General features: G+C 41.5%; 22 protein-coding genes and 1 pseudogene. 11 read left to right on the top strand and 12 right to left on the bottom strand.

Going from position 1 to position 19,808, the window contains the following annotated elements; translation table 11 throughout:
- The first annotated feature begins 37 nt into the window (after positions 1 to 37).
- Positions 38 to 1,237: an MFS transporter gene (locus F7734_RS43440; protein WP_155750575.1), complete on the top strand. Its 1,200-nt coding sequence runs from the start codon at positions 38 to 40 to the stop codon at positions 1,235 to 1,237.
- A 41-nt stretch (positions 1,238 to 1,278) separates the two neighbouring features.
- Entirely contained in the window at positions 1,279 to 1,434 is a 156-nt protein-coding gene (locus F7734_RS43435) for a hypothetical protein (protein WP_155750574.1), read from the top strand.
- 48 nt (positions 1,435 to 1,482) lie between these two features.
- Here the strand turns inward: F7734_RS43435 and F7734_RS43430 are convergent, their stop codons facing one another.
- Both F7734_RS43430 and F7734_RS43425 read right to left on the bottom strand, forming a co-directional pair.
- Positions 1,483 to 2,244, bottom strand: coding sequence for an aspartyl/asparaginyl beta-hydroxylase domain-containing protein (locus F7734_RS43430; RefSeq protein ID WP_347566384.1), 762 nt, complete (start codon positions 2,242 to 2,244; stop codon positions 1,483 to 1,485).
- Between the two features lie 9 nt (positions 2,245 to 2,253).
- The gene (locus F7734_RS43425) at positions 2,254 to 2,871 is read right to left on the bottom strand and encodes a GDSL-type esterase/lipase family protein (RefSeq protein WP_155750572.1); all 618 of its coding nucleotides are present in this window, start codon (positions 2,869 to 2,871) and stop codon (positions 2,254 to 2,256) included.
- Positions 2,872 to 3,100: 229 nt separating this feature from the next.
- On the opposite strand from F7734_RS43425, the gene F7734_RS43420 reads away from it, so the two are divergent.
- A complete protein-coding gene (locus F7734_RS43420) occupies positions 3,101 to 3,487 on the top strand; it encodes a phosphomannose isomerase type II C-terminal cupin domain (protein WP_155750571.1) in 387 nt (128 codons plus the stop codon).
- Between the two features lie 521 nt (positions 3,488 to 4,008).
- Here F7734_RS43420 and F7734_RS43415 read toward each other — a convergent pair.
- The 4 genes from F7734_RS43415 to F7734_RS43400 form a co-directional block, all read right to left on the bottom strand.
- Positions 4,009 to 4,743, bottom strand: a complete 735-nt coding sequence (locus F7734_RS43415) for an endonuclease/exonuclease/phosphatase family protein (protein ID WP_155750570.1) — start codon at positions 4,741 to 4,743, stop codon at positions 4,009 to 4,011.
- A gap of 79 nt (positions 4,744 to 4,822) precedes the next feature.
- On the bottom strand, positions 4,823 to 5,437 hold the full coding sequence (locus F7734_RS43410; RefSeq protein WP_155750569.1) for a hypothetical protein: 615 nt from the start codon (positions 5,435 to 5,437) through the stop codon (positions 4,823 to 4,825).
- Between the two features lie 184 nt (positions 5,438 to 5,621).
- The gene (locus tag F7734_RS43405; protein ID WP_155750568.1) at positions 5,622 to 6,386 is read right to left on the bottom strand and encodes a hypothetical protein; all 765 of its coding nucleotides are present in this window, start codon (positions 6,384 to 6,386) and stop codon (positions 5,622 to 5,624) included.
- Positions 6,335 to 6,580, bottom strand: a complete 246-nt coding sequence (locus tag F7734_RS43400; protein WP_155750567.1) for an AAA family ATPase — start codon at positions 6,578 to 6,580, stop codon at positions 6,335 to 6,337. The genes F7734_RS43405 and F7734_RS43400 overlap by 52 nt, the downstream gene beginning before the upstream one ends.
- A gap of 322 nt (positions 6,581 to 6,902) precedes the next feature.
- Here F7734_RS43400 and F7734_RS43395 point away from each other — a divergent pair, with 322 nt between their 5' ends.
- From F7734_RS43395 to F7734_RS43385, 3 genes and pseudogenes are all read left to right on the top strand, one after another.
- Positions 6,903 to 7,151 (top strand): CopG family transcriptional regulator, encoded by a 249-nt coding sequence (locus F7734_RS43395; protein ID WP_155750566.1) that lies wholly within the window; start codon positions 6,903 to 6,905, stop codon positions 7,149 to 7,151.
- A complete protein-coding gene (locus F7734_RS43390) occupies positions 7,138 to 7,491 on the top strand; it encodes a type II toxin-antitoxin system PemK/MazF family toxin (RefSeq protein WP_017748047.1) in 354 nt (117 codons plus the stop codon). The genes F7734_RS43395 and F7734_RS43390 overlap by 14 nt, the downstream gene beginning before the upstream one ends.
- Positions 7,492 to 7,671: 180 nt before the next feature.
- Positions 7,672 to 8,118: pseudogene (locus F7734_RS43385) on the top strand (Rpn family recombination-promoting nuclease/putative transposase); the annotation flags it as partial.
- Between the two features lie 307 nt (positions 8,119 to 8,425).
- Here the strand turns inward: F7734_RS43385 and F7734_RS43380 are convergent.
- Positions 8,426 to 8,869: a hypothetical protein gene (locus F7734_RS43380; protein WP_155750565.1), complete on the bottom strand. Its 444-nt coding sequence runs from the start codon at positions 8,867 to 8,869 to the stop codon at positions 8,426 to 8,428.
- 158 nt (positions 8,870 to 9,027) lie between these two features.
- Between F7734_RS43380 and F7734_RS43375 the strand changes: the two genes are divergently transcribed.
- The 5 genes from F7734_RS43375 to F7734_RS43355 all read left to right on the top strand — a co-directional run bounded on the left by F7734_RS43375 (position 9,028) and on the right by F7734_RS43355 (position 12,231).
- The gene (locus F7734_RS43375; protein WP_155750564.1) at positions 9,028 to 9,342 is read left to right on the top strand and encodes an iron uptake porin; all 315 of its coding nucleotides are present in this window, start codon (positions 9,028 to 9,030) and stop codon (positions 9,340 to 9,342) included.
- 283 nt (positions 9,343 to 9,625) lie between these two features.
- On the top strand, positions 9,626 to 10,186 hold the full coding sequence (locus tag F7734_RS43370) for a 5-formyltetrahydrofolate cyclo-ligase (RefSeq protein WP_155750563.1): 561 nt from the start codon (positions 9,626 to 9,628) through the stop codon (positions 10,184 to 10,186).
- 48 nt (positions 10,187 to 10,234) lie between these two features.
- A complete protein-coding gene (locus F7734_RS43365; RefSeq protein ID WP_243147395.1) occupies positions 10,235 to 10,381 on the top strand; it encodes a hypothetical protein in 147 nt (48 codons plus the stop codon).
- Between the two features lie 249 nt (positions 10,382 to 10,630).
- The gene (locus F7734_RS43360; RefSeq protein WP_155750562.1) at positions 10,631 to 11,272 is read left to right on the top strand and encodes a hypothetical protein; all 642 of its coding nucleotides are present in this window, start codon (positions 10,631 to 10,633) and stop codon (positions 11,270 to 11,272) included.
- A gap of 359 nt (positions 11,273 to 11,631) precedes the next feature.
- Complete coding sequence (locus F7734_RS43355; protein WP_155750561.1) at positions 11,632 to 12,231, top strand: 5-formyltetrahydrofolate cyclo-ligase; 600 nt, start codon at positions 11,632 to 11,634, stop codon at positions 12,229 to 12,231.
- A 172-nt stretch (positions 12,232 to 12,403) separates the two neighbouring features.
- Here the strand turns inward: F7734_RS43355 and F7734_RS43350 are convergent, their stop codons facing one another.
- From F7734_RS43350 to F7734_RS61205, 5 genes are all read right to left on the bottom strand, one after another.
- Positions 12,404 to 14,899, bottom strand: a complete 2,496-nt coding sequence (locus F7734_RS43350; protein WP_155750560.1) for a PAS domain-containing protein — start codon at positions 14,897 to 14,899, stop codon at positions 12,404 to 12,406.
- A gap of 52 nt (positions 14,900 to 14,951) precedes the next feature.
- Positions 14,952 to 17,648 (bottom strand): PAS domain S-box protein, encoded by a 2,697-nt coding sequence (locus tag F7734_RS43345; protein WP_243147394.1) that lies wholly within the window; start codon positions 17,646 to 17,648, stop codon positions 14,952 to 14,954.
- Positions 17,645 to 17,914: a helix-turn-helix domain-containing protein gene (locus tag F7734_RS43340; protein WP_347566383.1), complete on the bottom strand. Its 270-nt coding sequence runs from the start codon at positions 17,912 to 17,914 to the stop codon at positions 17,645 to 17,647. The genes F7734_RS43345 and F7734_RS43340 overlap by 4 nt, the downstream gene beginning before the upstream one ends.
- Before the next feature lie 787 nt (positions 17,915 to 18,701).
- A complete protein-coding gene (locus F7734_RS43335) occupies positions 18,702 to 18,929 on the bottom strand; it encodes a hypothetical protein (protein WP_243147393.1) in 228 nt (75 codons plus the stop codon).
- A gap of 35 nt (positions 18,930 to 18,964) precedes the next feature.
- On the bottom strand, positions 18,965 to 19,808 hold an 844-nt coding region (locus F7734_RS61205; protein ID WP_166482510.1), incomplete at its 5' end, for a GNAT family N-acetyltransferase.

The raw sequence follows: 19,808 nt of genomic DNA, 5'->3' as shown, positions 1-19,808 counted from the left end.
TAGTATGTTAACTAGTAACTAAGTAACTCGGACGTAGATGACCAACATTTCCTTTTCCAAGCAAGCTCCCACACTATTAGTACTATTAGCCGCAGGCTGTCTAACTAGCATGACGGGTGGTATCGTAGCACCTGTTTTTCCAGAGATTGTAGAGCAACTAAGGATCGATCCGGGGTGGGCAGGAACTTTAGTCAGTATACACACTTTGATGACCGCCGTCTCCAGTCCCGTGTTAGGTATTTTGGCAGATCGTATTGGTAAACTGAGAGTCCTGATTTTCTCGCTGCTTTGCTACGGTTTGTTTGGCGCAGCCGGGGGCTTAATGCAAAACTTTGACTCTCTGCTATGGACGCGTGCTCTATTGGGTGTGAGTAATGGTGGCATTGCGGCGGCGAGTATAGGTTTGCTAGGAGGTATGTATGAAGGAGAGTCGCGATCGCGGGTCATGGGTTATGCTACAAGTGCGCTAGCAACTGCTAGTATAATATTTCCCCTTTTAGGTGGATGGGTAGGGTCTGCTCACTGGCGGTTTGCTTTCTGTCTTTACGTGTTGGCATTGCCTGTAGCGCTAGCAGCCGCCTTAATTCTACGAGAAAGAAAATTTCAACAGGCAACGACTCTTAACTTAAGCAACACCCAAAATCTCAGTACAAGTCTGTTAAAGCCCAGTGTCCTCATGCTCTTTCTGAGACTGGGACTTGCCTCAGCTATGTTCTATGTCGTGATTGTTTATGCTCCTCTCTATTTCAAAGCTGCTATTGGAGCTGATACGGTACTCAATGGTGCGATTCTTGCTTCAAGAGCTATTGGTGCAGCGATCGTATCCGCAGTAGGTGCTAGTCTGTTAGCCAAGAGATTGGGAGTTACGCGTGCTATTGGTGTCGGGTTTGGGCTGATGGCGCTCACATTAATCGCAATTCCCCACCTAGAACACACTCAATTAGCTTTATTCACTGCGCTTGTATTTGGAATGGGATTTGGTATTGTTATGCCCAATCTTTACAGCATATTATCTGAGTTATCTCCTATAAATCAGCGTTCTAGTATATTGGCGATCGGCACTGGAATTTCTTCACTAGGACAATTTCTATCCCCCGTTTTTCTCGGTCCTGTTTGGAAAAGCAGTGGTGAAGTCGTGTTTTATGTGGCAGGTGCTGTAGGAATCGTCATTAGTTGTCTAAGTTTCTTAAGCAGAAAAACGTTAACAATGACCACCCAACAAATGACAAATGACTAATGGCTAATTGCTAATGGCTAATTGCTAATGGCTAATTGCTAATGGCTAATGACAAATCAATACTGCAAGGGCTGAGAGAAATTGTAGAAATTGTAGGTTGGGTTGAGGAACGAAACCCAACAACTGCGGATAAATGTTGGGTTTCGTTCCTCAACCCAACCTACCTTGAATTTGTGTTTTTAGCAAAACCTACGTAGTATTGAATGACAAATGACATATGACCAATGACCAATGACTTTTATCCTTTATCCGTTATTCCTTACCATTGATTCAAATCGTTTTTCCCAGGTTTTGTGATTGGATTTAGCTTCTTGAACCAAAGGTGATAGAGATAATATCTGATTCACAATCCAATTGACTACAGACAGGGGAAACCGTAGCGGTCTGGCAATGTCTAGAAATAAGACCGCACGGTATCCCTCTGTATCATTCCAAACCTCATGGGGAAATGTATCATCGAAAAACAGACTCTTTCCTTCTTCCCAGTAAGCTATTTGATTGCTGATGCGAATTCGACAGGCCGACCGTGGTTCTGGTACTATCAACCCTAAATGATACCGAATCAACCCCTTATGCTTACCTCTGTGTTCGGGAATGTGCTTGCCAGGAGCTAGAATCGAAAAAAATGCTGCTTTCAAACCGGGAATTTGCTGCAATAGTTTCCAAGTTTCAGGACACCGTTCGCAATTCTTTTTCGCTGTGAAGCCAAAGGCATAAAAATAATAGGTCTTCCAGCCATCATCTGGGCTAATGCGTTGTTGGCGGGGCATAATGTCTTGAAAGTTTGGTAACGCATGAGTGTGTTGGAGAACCTGGTTTAATTCCTTGCGAATAACTAACCAATTTGTTTCTAGTTCATTAGCCCAAGGAAATTGCCCTTTATCAAAAAAAATGGAATCTCCCACTAAAGAATATTTAGACACTAAACTCTCTAGTTTTTTAACTAAGGGAGTTTTAACAATTTCGCTTATCAAATCTTTCATATACTTACTTGTTTCACTAGTCACTGGTCACTGTTAAAGTATCCAATTTAACCAACTGCTCCAATTTTGTACAATTGATGCAAATTCTGCATAACCAGCAGCTTTAGGATGAGCACCATCATTAGCTTTTGCCTCTTCTATCCAGATGTTTGACTTTTCTAAAATAGGAAAAATATCCAAATATGGTACATCTAATTCTTGACAAACTAAAGCAAATTGCTGAGATAAATTTGCTACTCTCTGATTTCTGCCATTTTGTTCTTCATCGCCAACAGGTGGAGGTCCAATCATTAAAACAGGGTATAACTGTTTGGCTTCACTCAAAATAGTGCGGGCATTTTCTACAGATTGTGTCAAGTCAACACGCAGTTTACCATTTTCAATTCCTGTATCATTAACGCCAAAAGAAAAGACAATTCTACCGTCGTATTGTCTCGGTAAACGATATGAAACTTCTCGTAACCAGCGCTCTCTTAGTTCGGTACTGGTTTCGCGTCTCACTCCTAAATTATAGTAGGTAATATCGTGCCCTTGCTTACTGGCGTTAACACATATTCTGCCAGCCCAGCCAAGATGTTCTGGATCGCCAGTCCCGTTCACAAATGACTCACCAAGAAAACAAATTCTGAATTCTAGTAACTTTTTTGACATAGAAAACTTGTTTTTTGCAGATCCCCGAAAACAGTTGTAAGTATATTTTAATTTTCTACTCTGTGAAAGTTTAGCTAAAAAATCAGGCATTAGGAAACAGGGGTTAGGGGTTAAGGAAGAGCAATTTTTATACAAAAATGAGAAGTTGGTTACAAATGTTTGAGTGCGATCGCATTTTCCTATAGTTCAGTGAAACAATAGTTATAGCAGTCTAGTTGAGAAACTAGTTATGACTCGGCATGAGAATATTCCTCAATCGAAAGTCAATTCGTGTTCCTTACAATGTGGTACGAGATACTGGGGTAAAGTTGAAGTCATTGAAAAGGGCAACAACTATCGGATCAATCGGATAGAAATTAAGCCCAAACACGGTATCAAACAACAAATCCACTATCACCGATGTGAACATTGGGTTGTTGTTTCAGGCATTGCAAAGGTTACCTGTGGTAACCAAGAAATATTACTAAACCGGAATGAGTCCACTTTTGTGCCTCCTGCAACGTTTCATAAAGTAGAAAATCCAGGGTTTATTCCACTAATTATCTTGGAGATTCAAAATGGGGAGTACTTAGGTGAAGATGATACAGAACGAGCTTTGGACTTAACGGCAGTTTAATTTACTACTTATGGTTCACTACATAAGTTTTGATGGGTAGGTAGACAGATCCCAATACTTGTCGGTTAAACCGAAAAATACGAAAACACGTAGGTTGGGTTGAGGAACGAAACCCAACATTTATCAACTGAGGCTCAACCCAACCTACTACAACATCCACCTAAAATGTAGTTGAGGCTGCAGGGTGCAGGGGCGCAGGGGCACAGGGCACAGGGGAAAGAATTATAGACTAATTTACCGATTAATTTCTACCCAACAAATTAGCCTAGATGCGCTACTACAATTCGAGAGCCCTTGCAGATTGGACAGATCCCCCACTCTCGTTCCCTGCCAAAGGCTGGGAATGCAGGCTGCGAGGCTCTGCAGAGCGATCTTAGGAGGCGGAAACTCCCTTAAGGCATTCCCAGGCTAAGCAAGCGGATTGAGGAGGGGGGTCTGACCCATCAACAGCGACAGCATCCTTTAAGAAGTTAGAGGGCGAACACAGCGAATTATCGCAAATCAACTTTATCTTTTTCCTTCTACCCTCTATCTTCTAAGGGAGGATTATTCAAAAATAAATCTACAAAAACACCAAAGTGGTCGGTAACTGGATTACCATTGGTTTTATAAGCTTGCCATTTATTCACATTTTTTACTCTTTTTGCCCATTTTAAACTCAGGCAAATATGATCGATATTATAGCCAAGTTCATTATTAGCAGTCACACAAACTAAGTTGCTTTGCTCCAATCCCTTATTAAGCATTTCTCGTCCTTTAGGAGTTCCGTAGCTAAAAGGCTGGCTCAAAGCCTCATTAAAGTCACCAGCTACACATAAAGGCAAAAGCTTGTTCAATTTTCTCCAATCTCGACTATGACTTTGGATAGATTCATAGTGACGTTCCCAAATTTTTGCCTCCTGATTTAGAACTCCATCATGAGCATATGTGATAATTGTTCCATAAACTAACAAGTTTTCTATAGGAGTGAAAATTTCTGCACAAACACCAGTCCAAGGGTCATAGGTTTGCCAATTCCGCATAATAGGCAAACGAGACCAAATAGTTGTACGTTTAAAACCATTCCATTCCGGTTTGGAATAACTAGCAGCTTGAGAATAGTACTCTCCTGGATTAATAGCATCGTTAGTTTCAGTCAAAATCCAGATATCAGCATTAATTTCGTGTATTTTTTCAAGAATAGAGGGATTTTTACTCCATCCATTAGGGCTGGGTTTCTCAAGATTCCAAGTAGCGATTCGTAGTGAAGTAAGCATAGATGAGTTTATAACCTGCGAGCCTTTATGATAGGTTACCCACTTTGCTCGAAAATATACGATGTCATTGCAATTTTTATCAAAAATTCTTATTAATTTGTAACTCACACTGTTGAAAAACATAATTGACAGCAGCAAATAACTTATCTAAATCCTGAATGACATAAATATTTTTATTTCTAGTAAAAACATCAGCAGTCAACTTGCCAAACTGCCATATTTTGCCATTAGAAACAATTCCAAAAACATTCATTTCAAAATCATTATTAATTCGCTGTACCGCTATCATTTCAGCTAAGCACTGACCCCAACCTTCTTCAAATTTGTCTTGCTTGGCTTCAACAGTTAAAAAATAAGGTTTATCAAAAACAATCGTTGCCAAAGGATTTCGCTGTGTCACCGTGTAATCTGGAACGCCCGATAAATCTTCATCATAAGCTAATGTTTCATGACTCCAAAGTGTCAATAGGCGACGATAATGTTTCCAAACCTCTTTCAAAACTGGATAAATAAGATTTTCACAAATAGCATCTTCGGAATTATCAATAACTCCATCTGTAAATAACAAATCTAATTCTTCTTGGAAAGATTCTTTGACAGGAAAATTAACTTCCATTATAAAATTAGATTGTACGTACTTAATTTGAAACTTTTTAACAACTGCACTAATGCTTTTGTAACTGCTAAACGCCATTGTAGTTTACCTTCCCTAGAAAACTCTGTCACCGTCTAAACATCAGTAATATAGCCAACTATAGAAATCATAAATAAGTTTAGGCACTGTAGGTAGGGAAGACAGCCCACCAAGGACATAGAATGCGATCGCTTTCTTCCTGGGTAACGGTACAAACAATGCTGCCGCATGAAAGATATCACTTTCAATAACATATTATGAAGTAAAACGATGCTGGTTCTGGTCCTAGCAAAGCAGCGATTGTTGCTAGAAAGCGCAGTGTACCATGTGAAGCACTGTAAGCAGATGTTTTTTGTCCGCTTTCTTCAACTAATGTCAATAAAATTTTTCCCGTAAGATCTACAGGAAACTCAAAGTCCTTTGCGTCCATTGGTGTGAGTTCTTGTATCCACTGCAGCAAAGTATGCTTCCCAGTGGGGTCTTTACAGATCGTCTGAAGTACTGATGAGAGGTTCTCGCCGCGATCGCCCAAGATAATTTGTCCGGGGAAGGAGGGTAAGCGCATGACATCTGGGTCAAGATCCAGAAACCGCATATCATTGAGAGCATCTAAAGATTTTTGTGCTATTTCTTGAATGAGAAAAAATTTCTTTTTTGGAAAAATTTGCGGAAATTTTCTAGAAACAAGCTGTGCAATAATAGGTTGATCGCTGGTAAGAGAATGTGGTAAAAAACTTTCTCCATAAGTTTTTACAGATAAAGAATATTCAGGATTTTCTAAGAATTGTTTAGATTCAAATATAGGGCTTTCTAAACCTTCAACTAGCAAATGCTCTGCACATACTTTTGGTGGTCTGCTTCCTGTATTTGGATTGACTTCTATTCGATAACTTGCCTCTCTTACACTACCGTCATAGTCAATATAAAAAGAGACTTCCAAAGCAAATGTTTCAGAATTTAGAAAGGCTGCTTCTCTGGTACCACCTCGAATTCCGCGCCACTGCAGCACTCCACTTCAACATACTTTTCTCCCATGATTTCAGCTAGATTATAACCGCGAGAAATACCATGAAGAAAGCGGAAGGCATCTCTAATATTACTTTTTCCAGAGGCATTAGTTCCCACTAAAAGAGTCAAAGGTCCCAGAATGAGTTCGCTGTCTTGGAAATTTTTAAAGCGTTCCAGTTGCAGTTTTGTAAGCATAGCTAGTAGGAAGTTCTTGTAGAGGTGTCATCAAGTCATTCGACTTTTGGCTACCAGTTTATATAAGTTAATAATAATATGGTTAATATCTCGTTGGAGTACAGACACTTGAACGCACCCTAACTAACCTTTGGTATAGTTAGGAATTCATTCGTTACATAGCCCGTTCGCGAACGCGAGTGCGTGTGCTTTGCACATAGAGTGCGCTCCGCGCATAGACTACACAACGTTCCCAGAACAATCGGCGTTCTCGTTGTACTAGCTCAATTTTTTGATAAGATAGATGAGTAGGATAAACAAATAAGGTTAAAAAGAAATACCCTTGGCTAAGAAAGTAACAATTACTTTGGATGATGAAATTCTTGCCTTTATAGATCGGCAAGCCGCCGTCACTGGAAAGACAGCAAATCGAAGTGGTTACATCAATGCAGTGCTATCAATACATCGTAGGGCTATTCTGGAAGCAGAAATGATAGCCGCTCTGAAGCAAGATGCTGAAGATCCAGACTACCAAGCTGAAATTGCCGCTTGGGATAGCGTAGTTGGAGATGGAATTGATGCCACAGGGTAATTTGACTTATCGACGTGGTGAGATTCGTTGGGTCAGACTCGATCCAACTGTAGGTGCAGAAGCACAAAAAACTCGTTCTTGCCTAATAGTTCAAAATGACGTGATGAACCAGTATGGTCTTCTGACCGTTGTGATACCACTTCGCCCTGGTAGCAAACAAGCTCCTTATGTTGTAAATGTGATAGCAACGCCTACGAATGGTTTAGATCGAGACCGTTATCTTGATGTTGGGCAAATTCGTTCTATTGACAATAGTCGAGTTCTCAGTTTAGTGGGTGTCTTGGAGGAAGAATATTGGGAAATGATTCGCACTGCATTAGATGTAGTACTTGGTTTTTAACTACCACACGAAAGATCGTACTTTAAATAACATAGTCAACTTTGAGCCAGAGAAAAAATAGATTTAGACACACCGGAATGTAACTTTAATGATAGTATATTTTATTACTAGTAAACTGGAGTGCAGAGAAAATTTGTGACGGAGCAACAAGCAAGCTATGACTTGCCTTAGAAAGAGGCGTTGGAACTCTACTTTGAAGCATTTATTGACTTCTTCTTCCCGCAAGCTTACACAGAAATTGATTGGCAACGTGGTTATGAGTTTTTAGACAAAGAATTTCAGCAGATCGTCAAAGAAGCAGAGATTGGTAAACTTTTTGTAGACAAGTTAGTCAAAGTCTGGCGACGAGATGGAGAACAAGCGTGGGTGTTGATCCACGTAGAAATACAGAGCCAGGTAGATTCAAATCTTGCCAAGCGGATGTACCAGTATCACTACCGGATTTTTGACCGTTATGACCAACAAGTGGTGAGTCTAGCAGTATTGGGAGATACTCAAGCTTCTTGGCGACCACAACAATACAGCTATGAACTGTGGGGATGTCAGATGAGTCTGAAGTTTCCCAGCGTGAAACTCTTAGACTACGAAACACAATTGACAACATTAGAACAGAATCCCAGAGCGATCGCATCCCTTAGAGTATCACTTGTATCCAAGCACAGAAATAAATAATAAGTAATTATATTAAATAAATAACTCCGTTATATTTCCATCTATACGCAGTTGGAGATATAGAGCCTATCTGATGCAAATTGAGATTTCAAATACTGCCGATAGGCTTGTGTAGCAAGTAGTAATAACGACATTAGTGAAGGAGCTAAAAAATGCTCTTGGACTAATATATCTGACTGATTTACTTATAATTTAATTAATCTTCATACTCTTTAAAATTATCCTCAATTATCAACAAGGTCTAAGAGCTAGGTCGCTTATTTTATCTGCATTCTAGCTCTTTTTTCGCCCCGTCAGGCGGCAAGCACCTAAACTGATTGTTCTCGACCTTAACAAGAATGGGTTTATTCTGACGTTCTCCTTCGTGATTAAATTTAAGTACATCTCCTGATGATTTTTCTTCCATTGTTGCTTGTATAAAGAGATTAAAGCAGATAGATTGGGTAAAATAGGGATGCCCTGCTGAGAGTTTTAAAATAGCTTTGATGGCATCCTCGTTATACTCCAACAGACCCTGCGCTGGTCTAGTAATGAGTCGTCTAGCACTTAGCTCATTAAGTAAACCAATTTCTTGGTATGGTGGGCTGTTAAATAACTGAAACAGGTTCTGAAAATCATCCTTAGCCCGTCCTACTACTGGAATAACAACTAATTTTGTTTGTTGCTTTAGCAGTGATTGTAAATATCTAAAAAAACTATTTCCCATATTTAATATCTCATCGTCGCTCCTGACAACATCAAATTCATCCAGTAATAGTACTAAATTTTTCTCACCTAACTTCTGAAAAACTTGTGGTAAAAAATGGTTAGAAAATCTATTTATATTGTTTGTTAATTCTTCATGGGAAGGAAGTGTTATAAGATTTGAATCTAGCTCTAAATCTTCTGCAATGGTTTAACTGGGCTATTACCTTAGCCTTCCCTGATTTGGGCAAAAAGGGGAATTGGGGAGGGATGATCATCGGGATGCAGCCTAAATTGACTGGTACTTCAGCACCCTTATCAGACTTACCTCGCCGCGATCCAGATACTGGGTTTCACATTGAAGGGTTTTATCGGTATAAAATCAACGAAAAAATCAGCATTACTCCAGGTTTTATTTGGCTGACAGCACCAAATCATGACAATCAAAATGACGACATTTTTTTAGGAGTAGTTAGGACTACCTTCGAGATCTGAACAAAGACTCAAAGCATAAGTCATAGATTTATCGTTAATGCAATGTATATAGCAATCTTATCTGATTTGTGAAAAAATCTAAGTACTTGTAGGTAGGGCTAAAGCCCACCAAAAGCTTACGTGGTGGGCTTTAGCCCTACCTACGTGTATTTCAAAAATCAAATAGGAGTCCTATAGGAAGTATTAAGTTAGGTTGAGGGGGTTACTTTCCATGTTTGACCGATAAATAGTTGTATATTGGGGTACAAGTTGAGGATGGAATTGCTGTGGTGTTAGATTTAGAATGGAAAAAACGGAATTAAGGCGATCGCTACTTAAAAAACGTCAGTCAATGTCTGTAACAGAGTGGAAACAAAAGAGCGATCGCATTTGCCAAAACCTCCTACAGTCATCTATTTTTGCTCAGTCAAAAACAATACTTGCTTATTTCAGCTTTCGTCAAGAACCAGATCTCAGCTTTCTATTTACAGACACTTCTCGCTGTTGGAGATTTCCTCGGTGCGTTGATCGTGCATTGATTTGGCATTGTTGGATGCCTAACGAGCCTGTAAAAACTGGTACTTATGGAATTATGGAACCATCACCCAACGCTTCCACCATAAACCCCATGGAAGTGGATTTAATTCTTGTACCCTGTGTTGCTTGTGACTATCAAGGTTACCGCTTGGGTTATGGCGGTGGATATTATGACCAATTGTTGAGTTCTGCTGAGTGGGAAAAAAAGCCAACCATAGGAATTGTATTTGAATTTGCTTATATGCCCCAATTACCTGTAGATCCTTGGGATAAACCTTTGCACCGAGTTTGTACAGAAATAGATTTAGACAGCCCGGAATTTAACTGAATCATTAGTATATTTGATGACTAATTAACCGGAGTGCAGAGAAAATTTGTGACAGAGCAACAAGCAAACTATGACTCGCCTTGGAAAGAGGCGTTAGAACTTTACTTTGAAGCATTTATTGACTTCTTCTTTCCCCAAGCTTACAGAGAAATTGATTGGCAACGGGGTTATGAGTTTTTAGACAAAAAATTTTAGCAGACCTTAGCACAAAATTGATATAGCTGCAAGATACTGAAAAATTTTTGGGACATGGGGCGGCAGATGGCGATCTTGATGGTTGGAGTTAAGCTTACGAATTCACTGAATCTATACATTTCTGTTCGCGAAGCGCTTTCTTTTTGTCCAAAGTCCAATAAAAAATACAATAGAAGATTACATTTGGTGACATCAGGATCTACTTAACTCGGATGAAAAACGTCATAAGATATTAATAGGAAAGATAATATGACTAGCCGATTTATTACTGATAAAGATTGTGAAGACCATAAGGCTTTACAACGGAGGCTGATGAGTTTAGCGGAGTCAGATCGGTTCGATGAGATAAACGCCCTTTTAGAACGAGATTATGTTATTGGTTTAAAGTTGGCTAACGCAGTACTGAAGAACAAAAAATATTTTGAGCTTCTTCTAGAGCGAGGACTAGAGAAAGCAAATGCGAGTGAAATAGAACTTTGGCTAAAGTATTTACTCCCTCGTCTTGGCTTCCGGCACGTTATAGCCATCCTATCTAACAAATTATCAGAACAGCCTCAGCAAGTAGCTAAGGCTTCATATTGGTTGCCCAAATTCGTACCAAAAGGTAATGAACAGGCGGCAAGATTGCTAAAAAATCTTTTGAATAAGGAGAAACAAATGTTAGGTGGAGAGTACAGATCTCTTAACCCTTCAGGGCAAGTTTACAAGTTAATTTTAAAAATCAAAAGTACAGGTGAATTTGCCGTTTTTGGTGGATATCAATTGGGTAGTAAGGGTTCTAAAATAATTGTGGAAATTCTCAATTCAGAAGACTTATATCCTACTGGTGGAGTAAGGCAAGTATCGCCTGGGGATATAGAGATTCTCAACCCACAACCTTATAACGACTGATTCCGTATGATTTTAGATCGGACACTTTTTTGCTCACTACGTGGACGGTTACTTTCCGTGTTTGACCTATAATAATTGTATCTTACGGTATGACCGCCATCAGATCCAGAATCAGGTTTTTTCCTTGTACAGTAAGGCATTAATTCCTCTCGCCCTCACAAAATGAGCGAACGTACAGTAGTTAGGACTACCTTCGAGATATGAACAAAAACTCAAAGTATAAGTGATAGATTTATCTTTATGCAATGTATAGGAAGTATTAAGTTAGGTTGAGGGGGTTACTTTCCATGTTTGACCGATAAATAGTTGTATATTGGGGTACAAGTTGAGGATGGAATTGCTGTGGTGTTAGATTTAGAATGGAAAAAACGGAATTAAGGCGATCGCTACTTAAAAAACGTCAGTCAATGTCTGTAACAGAGTGGAAACAAAAGAGCGATCGCATTTGCCAAAACCTTCGACAGTCATCTATTTTTGCTCGGTCAAAAATAATACTGGCTTATTTCAGCTTTCGCCAAGAACCAGATCTCAGCTTTTTATTTACAGACACTTCTCGGTATTGGGGATTCCCTCGGTGCGTTGATAATGCACTTATCTGGCATTATTGGATGCCTGACGATCCTGTAAAAACTGGTACTTATGGAATTATTGAACCATCACCCAAGGCTGCTACCATAAATCCCATGGAAGTGGATTTAATTCTCGTACCCTGTGTTGCCTGTGACCACCAGGGTTATCGCTTGGGTTATGGTGGTGGATATTATGACCGATTGTTGAGTTCTGCTGAGTGGGAAAAAAAGCCAACTATAGGTATTGTATTTGAATTTGCTTATATGCCTCAATTACCTGTTGACCCTTGGGATAAGCCTTTGCAAGGAGTTTGTACAGAACAGGAGTTACGCAAACTCAATGGTATATTGGGGATTTCACATCTTGCAGATCACCCCATCTCCTCTTAAAAAGGCTACCGTGTACACACAAGTTGGATTTACCCCCCTTAATCCCCCCTTATAAAGGGGGGAAATTGAATTTCCAATTCTCTCCCCTTTATAAGGGGGAAATTGAATTTCCAATTCCTTCCCCAATCCATCGGGGAGGGTTATTGGTTCTCGCTCGCCCTGCTGTAAAAATTCAAACTAAGTTAACGATCGCCGAAATGAGTTGTTCTGGTTCCACAGGTTTGGAAATATGCTGTTGAAATCCGGCGGCTAAAGCAAGTTGTTGATTCATTTCTCCAGCATAAGCAGTCAGAGCAATTGCCAGAATTTCTCCTCCTTGTTCCGATGGCATTGCGCGCACCTGCCGTATCAACCCATAACCATCCATTTCTGCCATTCCAATATCACTCAGTAAAATATCTGGAGTGAATTGCACCAATATTTGCAGTGCTCGCTCTGCTGATTCAGCCGAAATCACATTCGCTCCAGCTTGCTCCAATACAAAGCTGATATACTCACGAGTATCTCCCTCATCATCCACAACTAATATTCGCAGCCCTGCAAGCGGTGAAGTTGCAAGCTCTGGGTTTGTGGAATCGGAACTCGGTTCGTTTTCTAATTCGGCACCTTTTTTCATCAGTGGTAGCCTGAGTGTGAAAGTTGCTCCTTTCCCTTCTCCCAAACTGTGTGCTGTCACTAAGCCCCCATGTAATTCTGTCAGATGGCGGACAATTGCCAATCCCAGTCCCAATCCACCAAATTTTCGGGTTGTGGCACTATCTGCCTGACGGAAATAGTCAAAAACATAAGGTAAAAAGTCGGGACTGATACCCTTACCTGTATCGCTGACTGTAATTTGGGCTTGAGTGCCAACACGTTCGAGGCAAATCTCTACCCGTCCTCCCTCTGGTGTGAACTTGACTGCATTCGCTAACAAATTCCAGATAATTTGCTGGATACGTCCGGAATCTCCTGTAACTTTCCCTATAGTAGTGTTAATTGCTGTTTCAATTTGAATTGACTTGGCTTCTGCGGCGAGGCACACTGTTTCCATGGCGGCTTTAATGGTGGCGGCTAAATCAACCGGAGCAATGTTCAAGCTGAGTTTACCCTGCAAAATGCGGGAGACATCAAGCAAATCTCCAATCAGTTGCGTTTGCAATTGAGCATTACGCTCAATGGTGGCTAGGGCATATTTTGTCTTTTGCTCGTCGAGGGTACGGGATTGTAACAATTTCGCCCAACCTAAAATTGGATTGAGGGGCGATCGCAACTCGTGGGACAATACTGCTAAAAACTCATCTTTGATGCGGTTTGCTGCTTCTGCTTGCTCGCGGGCAGCTTGTTCCCGCACCAGCAGTTGTTCCCGTTCAGCTTCTGCCCGTTTGCGCTCGGTAATGTCTTGAAGAATGAGTAAAATCTCATTGACGCTGCCGCGCTCGTCGTAAAGTGGCGCTGCTGAGATATTCACCACTACATTTGAGCCATCGCGCTTGCGGCGATAGGTTTCCACTCCAAAAAAAACTTCTCCCTTGGTGAGAGCCTCTCGAAGTTGGCGGCATTCTTCGAGCTTTTCTTTGGGGACAAAGGGCAGGGGTTGACCTAAAAGTTCTGCTTCACTCCAGCCAAATAATTGCTCTGCTGCTATATTCCACAGTTTTACGGTCATATCCAGTTCAATAAGGACAATGGGCAACGGCGAAGCTTGGATGAGTGTACTCAAAGTTTGTAAGGTTTGTTGGAGTTCTTGTTGGACTTCCTTACGAGTGGTGATGTCCATATTAACTCCAATTAAGCGATCGGGTTTGCCGCCATCATCATAGAAAATTTTTGCCTTGGCAGCAGCCCAGCGAATCTGTCCATCAGGAAGGATAATCCGAAATTCGGTGTCGAAATCGGCTCCTTCTGTTGCGGTGCGTCGTGCGGCGAGATCTGCGCCTGGGCGATCGTCTGGGTGCAATCGTTTCAACCAATGTTCATAGCTACCCTCAAAACTCCCTGGTGCAAGCCCAAATAAAGCTTCCATCTCTTCTGTCCAAATCAATTCTCCGGTTTGGATATTCCATTCACAAGTGCCAATTTTGCCAACTTGTTGTGCTAAAACCAACCGCTCGCGACTCGCTCGCAGGGCAGTTTCAGCCCGGTGTCGCTCATCAATTTCTTGTTGTAATTGCTCGTTAACTTTCATCAGTTCAGCAGTTCGTACCCGTACACGTTGCTCGAGTTCGTCTTGAAGTCGTCTGAGTTGATTCTCAACTTGCAAACGTTCCTCAATTTGTGCTTGTAATGCCTCGTTTGCTTGTGCTAATTGAGTCGGGCTAGGTAGTGCCAGAGCTTGAGGAACCAGTGGCACAAGTTCTATGGCTGTAAACAATGAGACTGCGGCAGTTCCAGCTTTGATAATGCCAGATAGCCAATAAGTAGGATGCCAGAGTGTCCAGATTTCGGCAATGTGGGTTGTACCACAGGAAATAATAAAAGCTGCAAATAACAAAAATATCCAGGAGAACGGTAAGTCTTGTCGCTTGCGAACAAAGTAGAACAAGGTCAGGGGAATAGAATAGTAAGCAAGCGCAATGATGGAATCAGAAATTAAATGCAACCAAACTAAACCGGGCTTCCACAGGTAGCAGTGACCGTGGGGAATAAATAAGTCCGAGCTAAACAAATTAACTAAAACGTCATGCATTGCAGAAAAGTAGGCTGAGAGGAAAAGACAAAACTTTGAGAACAGTACAGAGTTAGCCAGTCAGTTCTGAAATTGCATTGACTAATGCTTCTGGCTCAACAGGCTTGGGAATATGTTTCTGGAAACCGACTTTGAGGGCTTGGCGTTGGTCGTATTCTCCGGCATAGGCAGTTAGCGCGATTGCACGAATCAGCCCGCCCTGTTCTGGAGATCGCTTGCGAATTTGCTCCATCAGCATATAGCCATCCATATCTGGCATTCCAATGTCACTAATCACAATATCCGGCGGTTGGCGCTCGAACAGCATCAGCGCCTCAGCAGCACTTGCAGCCAACGTAACTTGCGCTCCCTGTTGTTCTAGAATGACCTGTACCAAATCCCGCATATCCTCATCGTCATCTACCACCAGAATCCGCAATTGACTTAAGTCAACCGATTGAGCAGCCGTTGGAATTTCTGACTCTGATGCTTCTGCAAAAGCCATCAAGGGTAGCCTGACGGTGAACGTAGCTCCAAGTCCTTCCCCAAAGCTTTCTGCATGAACTGTTCCTCCATGCAGTTCGGTCAAATGACGAACGATCGCTAAGCCTAAGCCCAGTCCACCAAACTTGCGAGTCGTTTTACCATCTTCTTGTCGGAAATAATCAAAGACATAGGGTAGGAAATCAGGGCTGATACCAATGCCTGTGTCCCTAACCTGTATTTGGGCATAGGTGCCGATTTGGTCTAAACGAATTTCTACCTTTCCGCCATCTGGTGTAAACTTAATCGCATTGGAAAGCAAATTCCACACGATTTGTTGCAGTCGTGCAGAATCTCCGGAAACTTGCCCGTTATCAAGGGTCACAACAGTTTGAATTTGAATGTGTTTCGCCTCTGCTGCTAAGCGCACCGTCTCCTTAGCAGATTCAATAATTGTAACTAAATTGATGGGGCAAATGGTCAATGCCATCTTGCCGCGTAAAATTCGGGACACATCAAGCAGATCCTCAATGAGTTGAGTTTGCAGCTTGGCATTGCGTTCGATTGTGTCTAGAGCGCGTTGGCTTGCCTGTGCATCTAACTTACCTGTCTGAAGTAGTTTCGTCCAACCTAAAATCGGATTGAGAGGCGATCGCAACTCATGGGACAGCACTGCCAGAAACTCATCTTTAATGCGGTTAGCTGCTTCTGCTTGCTCGCGGGCGGCTTGTTCACGCGCCAACAGTTGTTCCCGTTCGGCTTCTGCCCGTTTGCGTTGGGTGATATCTAGGGTAATACCGAGACAACCAGGATTTCCTTCCGCATCGTAAGTTAAATTAGCCCAAATCTCCAAATCCACCATTCGCCCATCTTTACGCTGATGCTTGGCTTCAAATCCAATGAGCGATTGCCCGCTCAACACCATTTGAATGCTGGCAAGAAATTCTTGAGGGCGATGGGGAACCGTTGGCATAAACTGTCCAATCGTTTCCTCTGCACTCCAACCAAATGTACTTTCAGCTGCACGATTCCACAACCTCACAATTCCTTGTGGATCGAAGAAAGCAATGGCGACTGGACAGACATCAATCAGAGTTTGTAACGTTTGATTGGTTCGCTGAAGAGTCTCCTCTGCTCGTTTGCGAGCGGTGATTTCGGTAACAAGGATAGATACGCCCGTTGCTGAGGGATAAACATGATTCTCAAACCAGCGCTGCCAGGGTGAGTAGAAGTACTCAAAATGAATAATTCTCTGTTCTGCTGCTGCATGATGCACTTCCACATAGAACTGAGTGTCAACCGTCTCTGGAAAAAGCTCCCAAATACACTTACCTAGCATGTCTTCTCTGGATATGCCCACAACTTCCTTAACGCGATCGTTGATGTAGATGTAGCGCCACTCGCGATCGAGGACTAAAAACTGGTCGTTGATACTTGCTAAGACAGTTTCTAGTTGTTCTTTTGCTGTTTGCACCTTATAATATAATTCTCGCTCTCGACGGGCTGCTTCTTGCTGTGCTCCTTCCGAGCGTTTGCGATCGCTCAAATCAAGCACAAAACCAATGACCGTTGTTTCTCCTGTCATGGCAGCACCATGCAGTACCGAAACACGAGAACCATCCTTACGAATGTACTCCTTTTCAAAAGGGGTACAGGCTCCAGTCGTTTTGAGTTCTTGTACCGCTCGCTCGCTCACCTCAAGGGATTCTGGCGGTGTCATCTCGCGCCAATGCACTCGACCAGAGTGTAACTCCTCCTGCGTGTAACCAACCATTTGCAGAAAAATATCGTTGGCTTCCAGGATGGGACCATTCAAATCCGCCTCAATTATCCCAATAATGTTAGATTCTACCAAACAACCAAACCGTGCTTCACTTTCGCGAAGAGACTGGAGGTTTGCTTCGGCTCTTCGTTGCGCGATTCGTTGTGCTTCGTTAAGCGAATTTATGAGGATAGCTGCCATCACGAACACACTCAGTCGCGCCAAGTTTACCAGATTAGGAGTACTGAGCGAAGAGATTGGCTCAACTAAGAAGTAGTTAATTGCCAGTGTTGACAAAGCCGTTGCCAGCAACCCCGAACCTAAACCCCCATACCATGAACTCACCATCACTGCGGCGAAAAATAGTGGAGTCAGCGTTGAGTCGAGATAAGGGCGAGACAGGAGGTTGAACCCTAGTGCTAAGGCAACTGATAACAATGCAACGCCATATTTTAACACTTCGATCCGCACAATTTTCCACCTGCCTTGACCACCCATACGAAATTCTAAATCTCCCTCAGTCATCGAACAGTTGACTCCGTTTCTGGAAAGTACTGTTCTAGCATTGTCTGACTCCACTCCTGATGGGTAACATCAGGAGAATTTTTCAACTCCTCGAGCATGGTTCTAATTTGCTTGAGTGCCAATGCAGAAGGCTGGATATGACCGTTTTCCCAGCGATTGACGGTGCAGTAAGCAACCCCTAATGTTGCAGCAAATCGCTCCTGACTAAGTGCTGTGAACTGCCGGAGTTGACGAATAAGATGGCTGACTTCTGGTTGCTTAAGCACAATCGCCTCTTTCAGTACGAGAGTTCGAGTAAGAACTGAGTAAATTTTGAGAAACTATAGCAGATGCTATGTCTGATTATCTGTCAGAAAGAGGACGTATATATCTACCTTGGGGTAGAGGCTGAAAACTTATCGACCAACCCCTAAGTTTATGAGCAACGCAGAACAGCCTCCGCCAAGATAGAAGATTACATTTGGTGACATCAGGGTCTACTTAACTCGGATGAAAAACGTCATAAGATATTAATAGGAAAGATAATATGACTAGCAGATTTATTACTGATAAAGATTGTGAATTTTCACACATAGAAGTGGCTATTAGGTTCTGCGATCTGCCGAAGGCAGTAGCGAAGCTATCGCACCACTTGAAAAGAACTTGGTTTCCAAGAATCAAGCGTCATTTCAATAGAGTCATAACAGATGATATCGCTCGATCTCTTTCCGATCTTCTATCTACTTTATTTAAAATAAAGAAAATTTTCTCTTTGCTTTGTTCTAAAAAATCCTTACGCTTTTCAATCAAATCTTGAAGCAATTCTGCATTAGTATTATCCTTAAACAAGGTATAATATAATACAGAAAAGCATTACAAGTTCGGAGTGCTTCTAAAGCTGTTTGTTTTAAAGCAACTGTGTTAAGAAGAATTTCAGCAGCTACTGTCACAAAATTGATTGCGCTGTAAGAATCCCAACTTCTCGAGGAAGTCGGGATTCTGAAATCAGGAGTTGAACCAAAAGTGAGTTATCAACAATTTGACATCAATTCTCTTCAAATTGGTGATGGCTACTCAAAAAACGTCAGTCAATGTTTGTAACAGAGTGGAAACAAAAGAGCGATCGCCCAATAAACGCGAAGCAATGCCTGTCCCGGCTCCAATATCTGCTGCAACTAGCTGTGATGGGGAGTGAAGCCCTTCTAAGATGGTAGTAATTGCCTCTGCTGGGTAGCTTGGTCGATACAAAGCATAATCTGTTGCTCTACCGGAAAACAAACTAGTGGGGTTCATATGATACATAGGCGCTCTAGATTGTATTTCTTGAGAGAAAAAACTCACAACTTATACTTCTTCATCAATGGTACAGCCATTCTATTGACCAACACTCCCAAAAATCGCCATACCAGTTGTCGCCACCAAGGTAAATGCCGATAAAAAACAGCACTGTACTCAATATTGCTAATAAATCCTCTAAATCTTTTAAAAGAAGCTGCGCCAGAACTTTGATGTAATACAATGCCTTTTTCTATGGCTTCCACTGTTAATAGAGCCGATAACATTCGATATAGCCCAACTTCTTGAGGTAAGGTGGTGTCATATCCTAAAATTGGTGTTGTCATCACACCATTGACTTCATAGAATCCAATCACTCCATCGATTTTTCCTGCTTTTCTCAAGGCTTTAATTTGTAAAGCTTTATTTTCCAGAGCCAGTGCTAGGAAGCGATCGTTAAACTGAGGGTTGTGATAAGAGTATTTTTCTAAATACAAAGCATTATACAATTCTACTAATCGGGGAATCTCATCTGAAGAAATTTGACTGCTATCAATTACCTCATACCCTTGCTGTTGAATGAGGTTTAAATCTTGTTTTAATCGCCACCTCATTTTTGTCCGCATTGTCGATTGGTCTTTAGGATTAAAAAGGTAAATTTGCCTGCTACCTATCATGTGATAGCCATTGTTTTGAAAAAGATTGAATAATTCATCGCTAACAAAATTATTAATTGAACGAAAGATTATAGCATGACTTGGAAAATGAGTTTTTAAATATTTGGTAATTTCAGTGATTTGTTCTGAGGATAAATCGGGATATAAATTAGTTGAAAGTAGTAAATTCTGAACAATGACAACTTGATTGATTTGACCAAAATTTAAAACCAAACCAAATATATTGATA

This window comes from Scytonema sp. UIC 10036 (assembly GCF_009725235.1).
This window is presented reverse-complemented; position numbering and strand designations above follow the sequence as displayed.

What these genes read in the sequence shown, in the direction of transcription:
- F7734_RS43335 (WP_243147393.1), bottom strand. Translation starts at nt 18,929, where the DNA reads ATGTATCATATGAACCCCACTAGTTTGTTTTCCGGTAGAGCAACAGAT.
- F7734_RS43350 (WP_155750560.1), bottom strand. Translation starts at nt 14,899, where the DNA reads ATGCATGACGTTTTAGTTAATTTGTTTAGCTCGGACTTATTTATTCCC.
- F7734_RS43435 (WP_155750574.1), top strand. Translation starts at nt 1,279, where the DNA reads ATGGCTAATGACAAATCAATACTGCAAGGGCTGAGAGAAATTGTAGAA.
- F7734_RS43380 (WP_155750565.1), bottom strand. Translation starts at nt 8,869, where the DNA reads ATGGGAAATAGTTTTTTTAGATATTTACAATCACTGCTAAAGCAACAA.
- F7734_RS43370 (WP_155750563.1), top strand. Translation starts at nt 9,626, where the DNA reads ATGGAAAAAACGGAATTAAGGCGATCGCTACTTAAAAAACGTCAGTCA.
- F7734_RS43420 (WP_155750571.1), top strand. Translation starts at nt 3,101, where the DNA reads ATGACTCGGCATGAGAATATTCCTCAATCGAAAGTCAATTCGTGTTCC.
- F7734_RS43345 (WP_243147394.1), bottom strand. Translation starts at nt 17,648, where the DNA reads ATGACTGAGGGAGATTTAGAATTTCGTATGGGTGGTCAAGGCAGGTGG.
- F7734_RS43360 (WP_155750562.1), top strand. Translation starts at nt 10,631, where the DNA reads ATGACTAGCCGATTTATTACTGATAAAGATTGTGAAGACCATAAGGCT.
- F7734_RS43425 (WP_155750572.1), bottom strand. Translation starts at nt 2,871, where the DNA reads ATGTCAAAAAAGTTACTAGAATTCAGAATTTGTTTTCTTGGTGAGTCA.
- F7734_RS43400 (WP_155750567.1), bottom strand. Translation starts at nt 6,580, where the DNA reads ATGCTTACAAAACTGCAACTGGAACGCTTTAAAAATTTCCAAGACAGC.
- F7734_RS43355 (WP_155750561.1), top strand. Translation starts at nt 11,632, where the DNA reads ATGGAAAAAACGGAATTAAGGCGATCGCTACTTAAAAAACGTCAGTCA.
- F7734_RS43410 (WP_155750569.1), bottom strand. Translation starts at nt 5,437, where the DNA reads ATGGCGTTTAGCAGTTACAAAAGCATTAGTGCAGTTGTTAAAAAGTTT.
- F7734_RS43390 (WP_017748047.1), top strand. Translation starts at nt 7,138, where the DNA reads ATGCCACAGGGTAATTTGACTTATCGACGTGGTGAGATTCGTTGGGTC.
- F7734_RS43440 (WP_155750575.1), top strand. Translation starts at nt 38, where the DNA reads ATGACCAACATTTCCTTTTCCAAGCAAGCTCCCACACTATTAGTACTA.
- F7734_RS43415 (WP_155750570.1), bottom strand. Translation starts at nt 4,743, where the DNA reads ATGCTTACTTCACTACGAATCGCTACTTGGAATCTTGAGAAACCCAGC.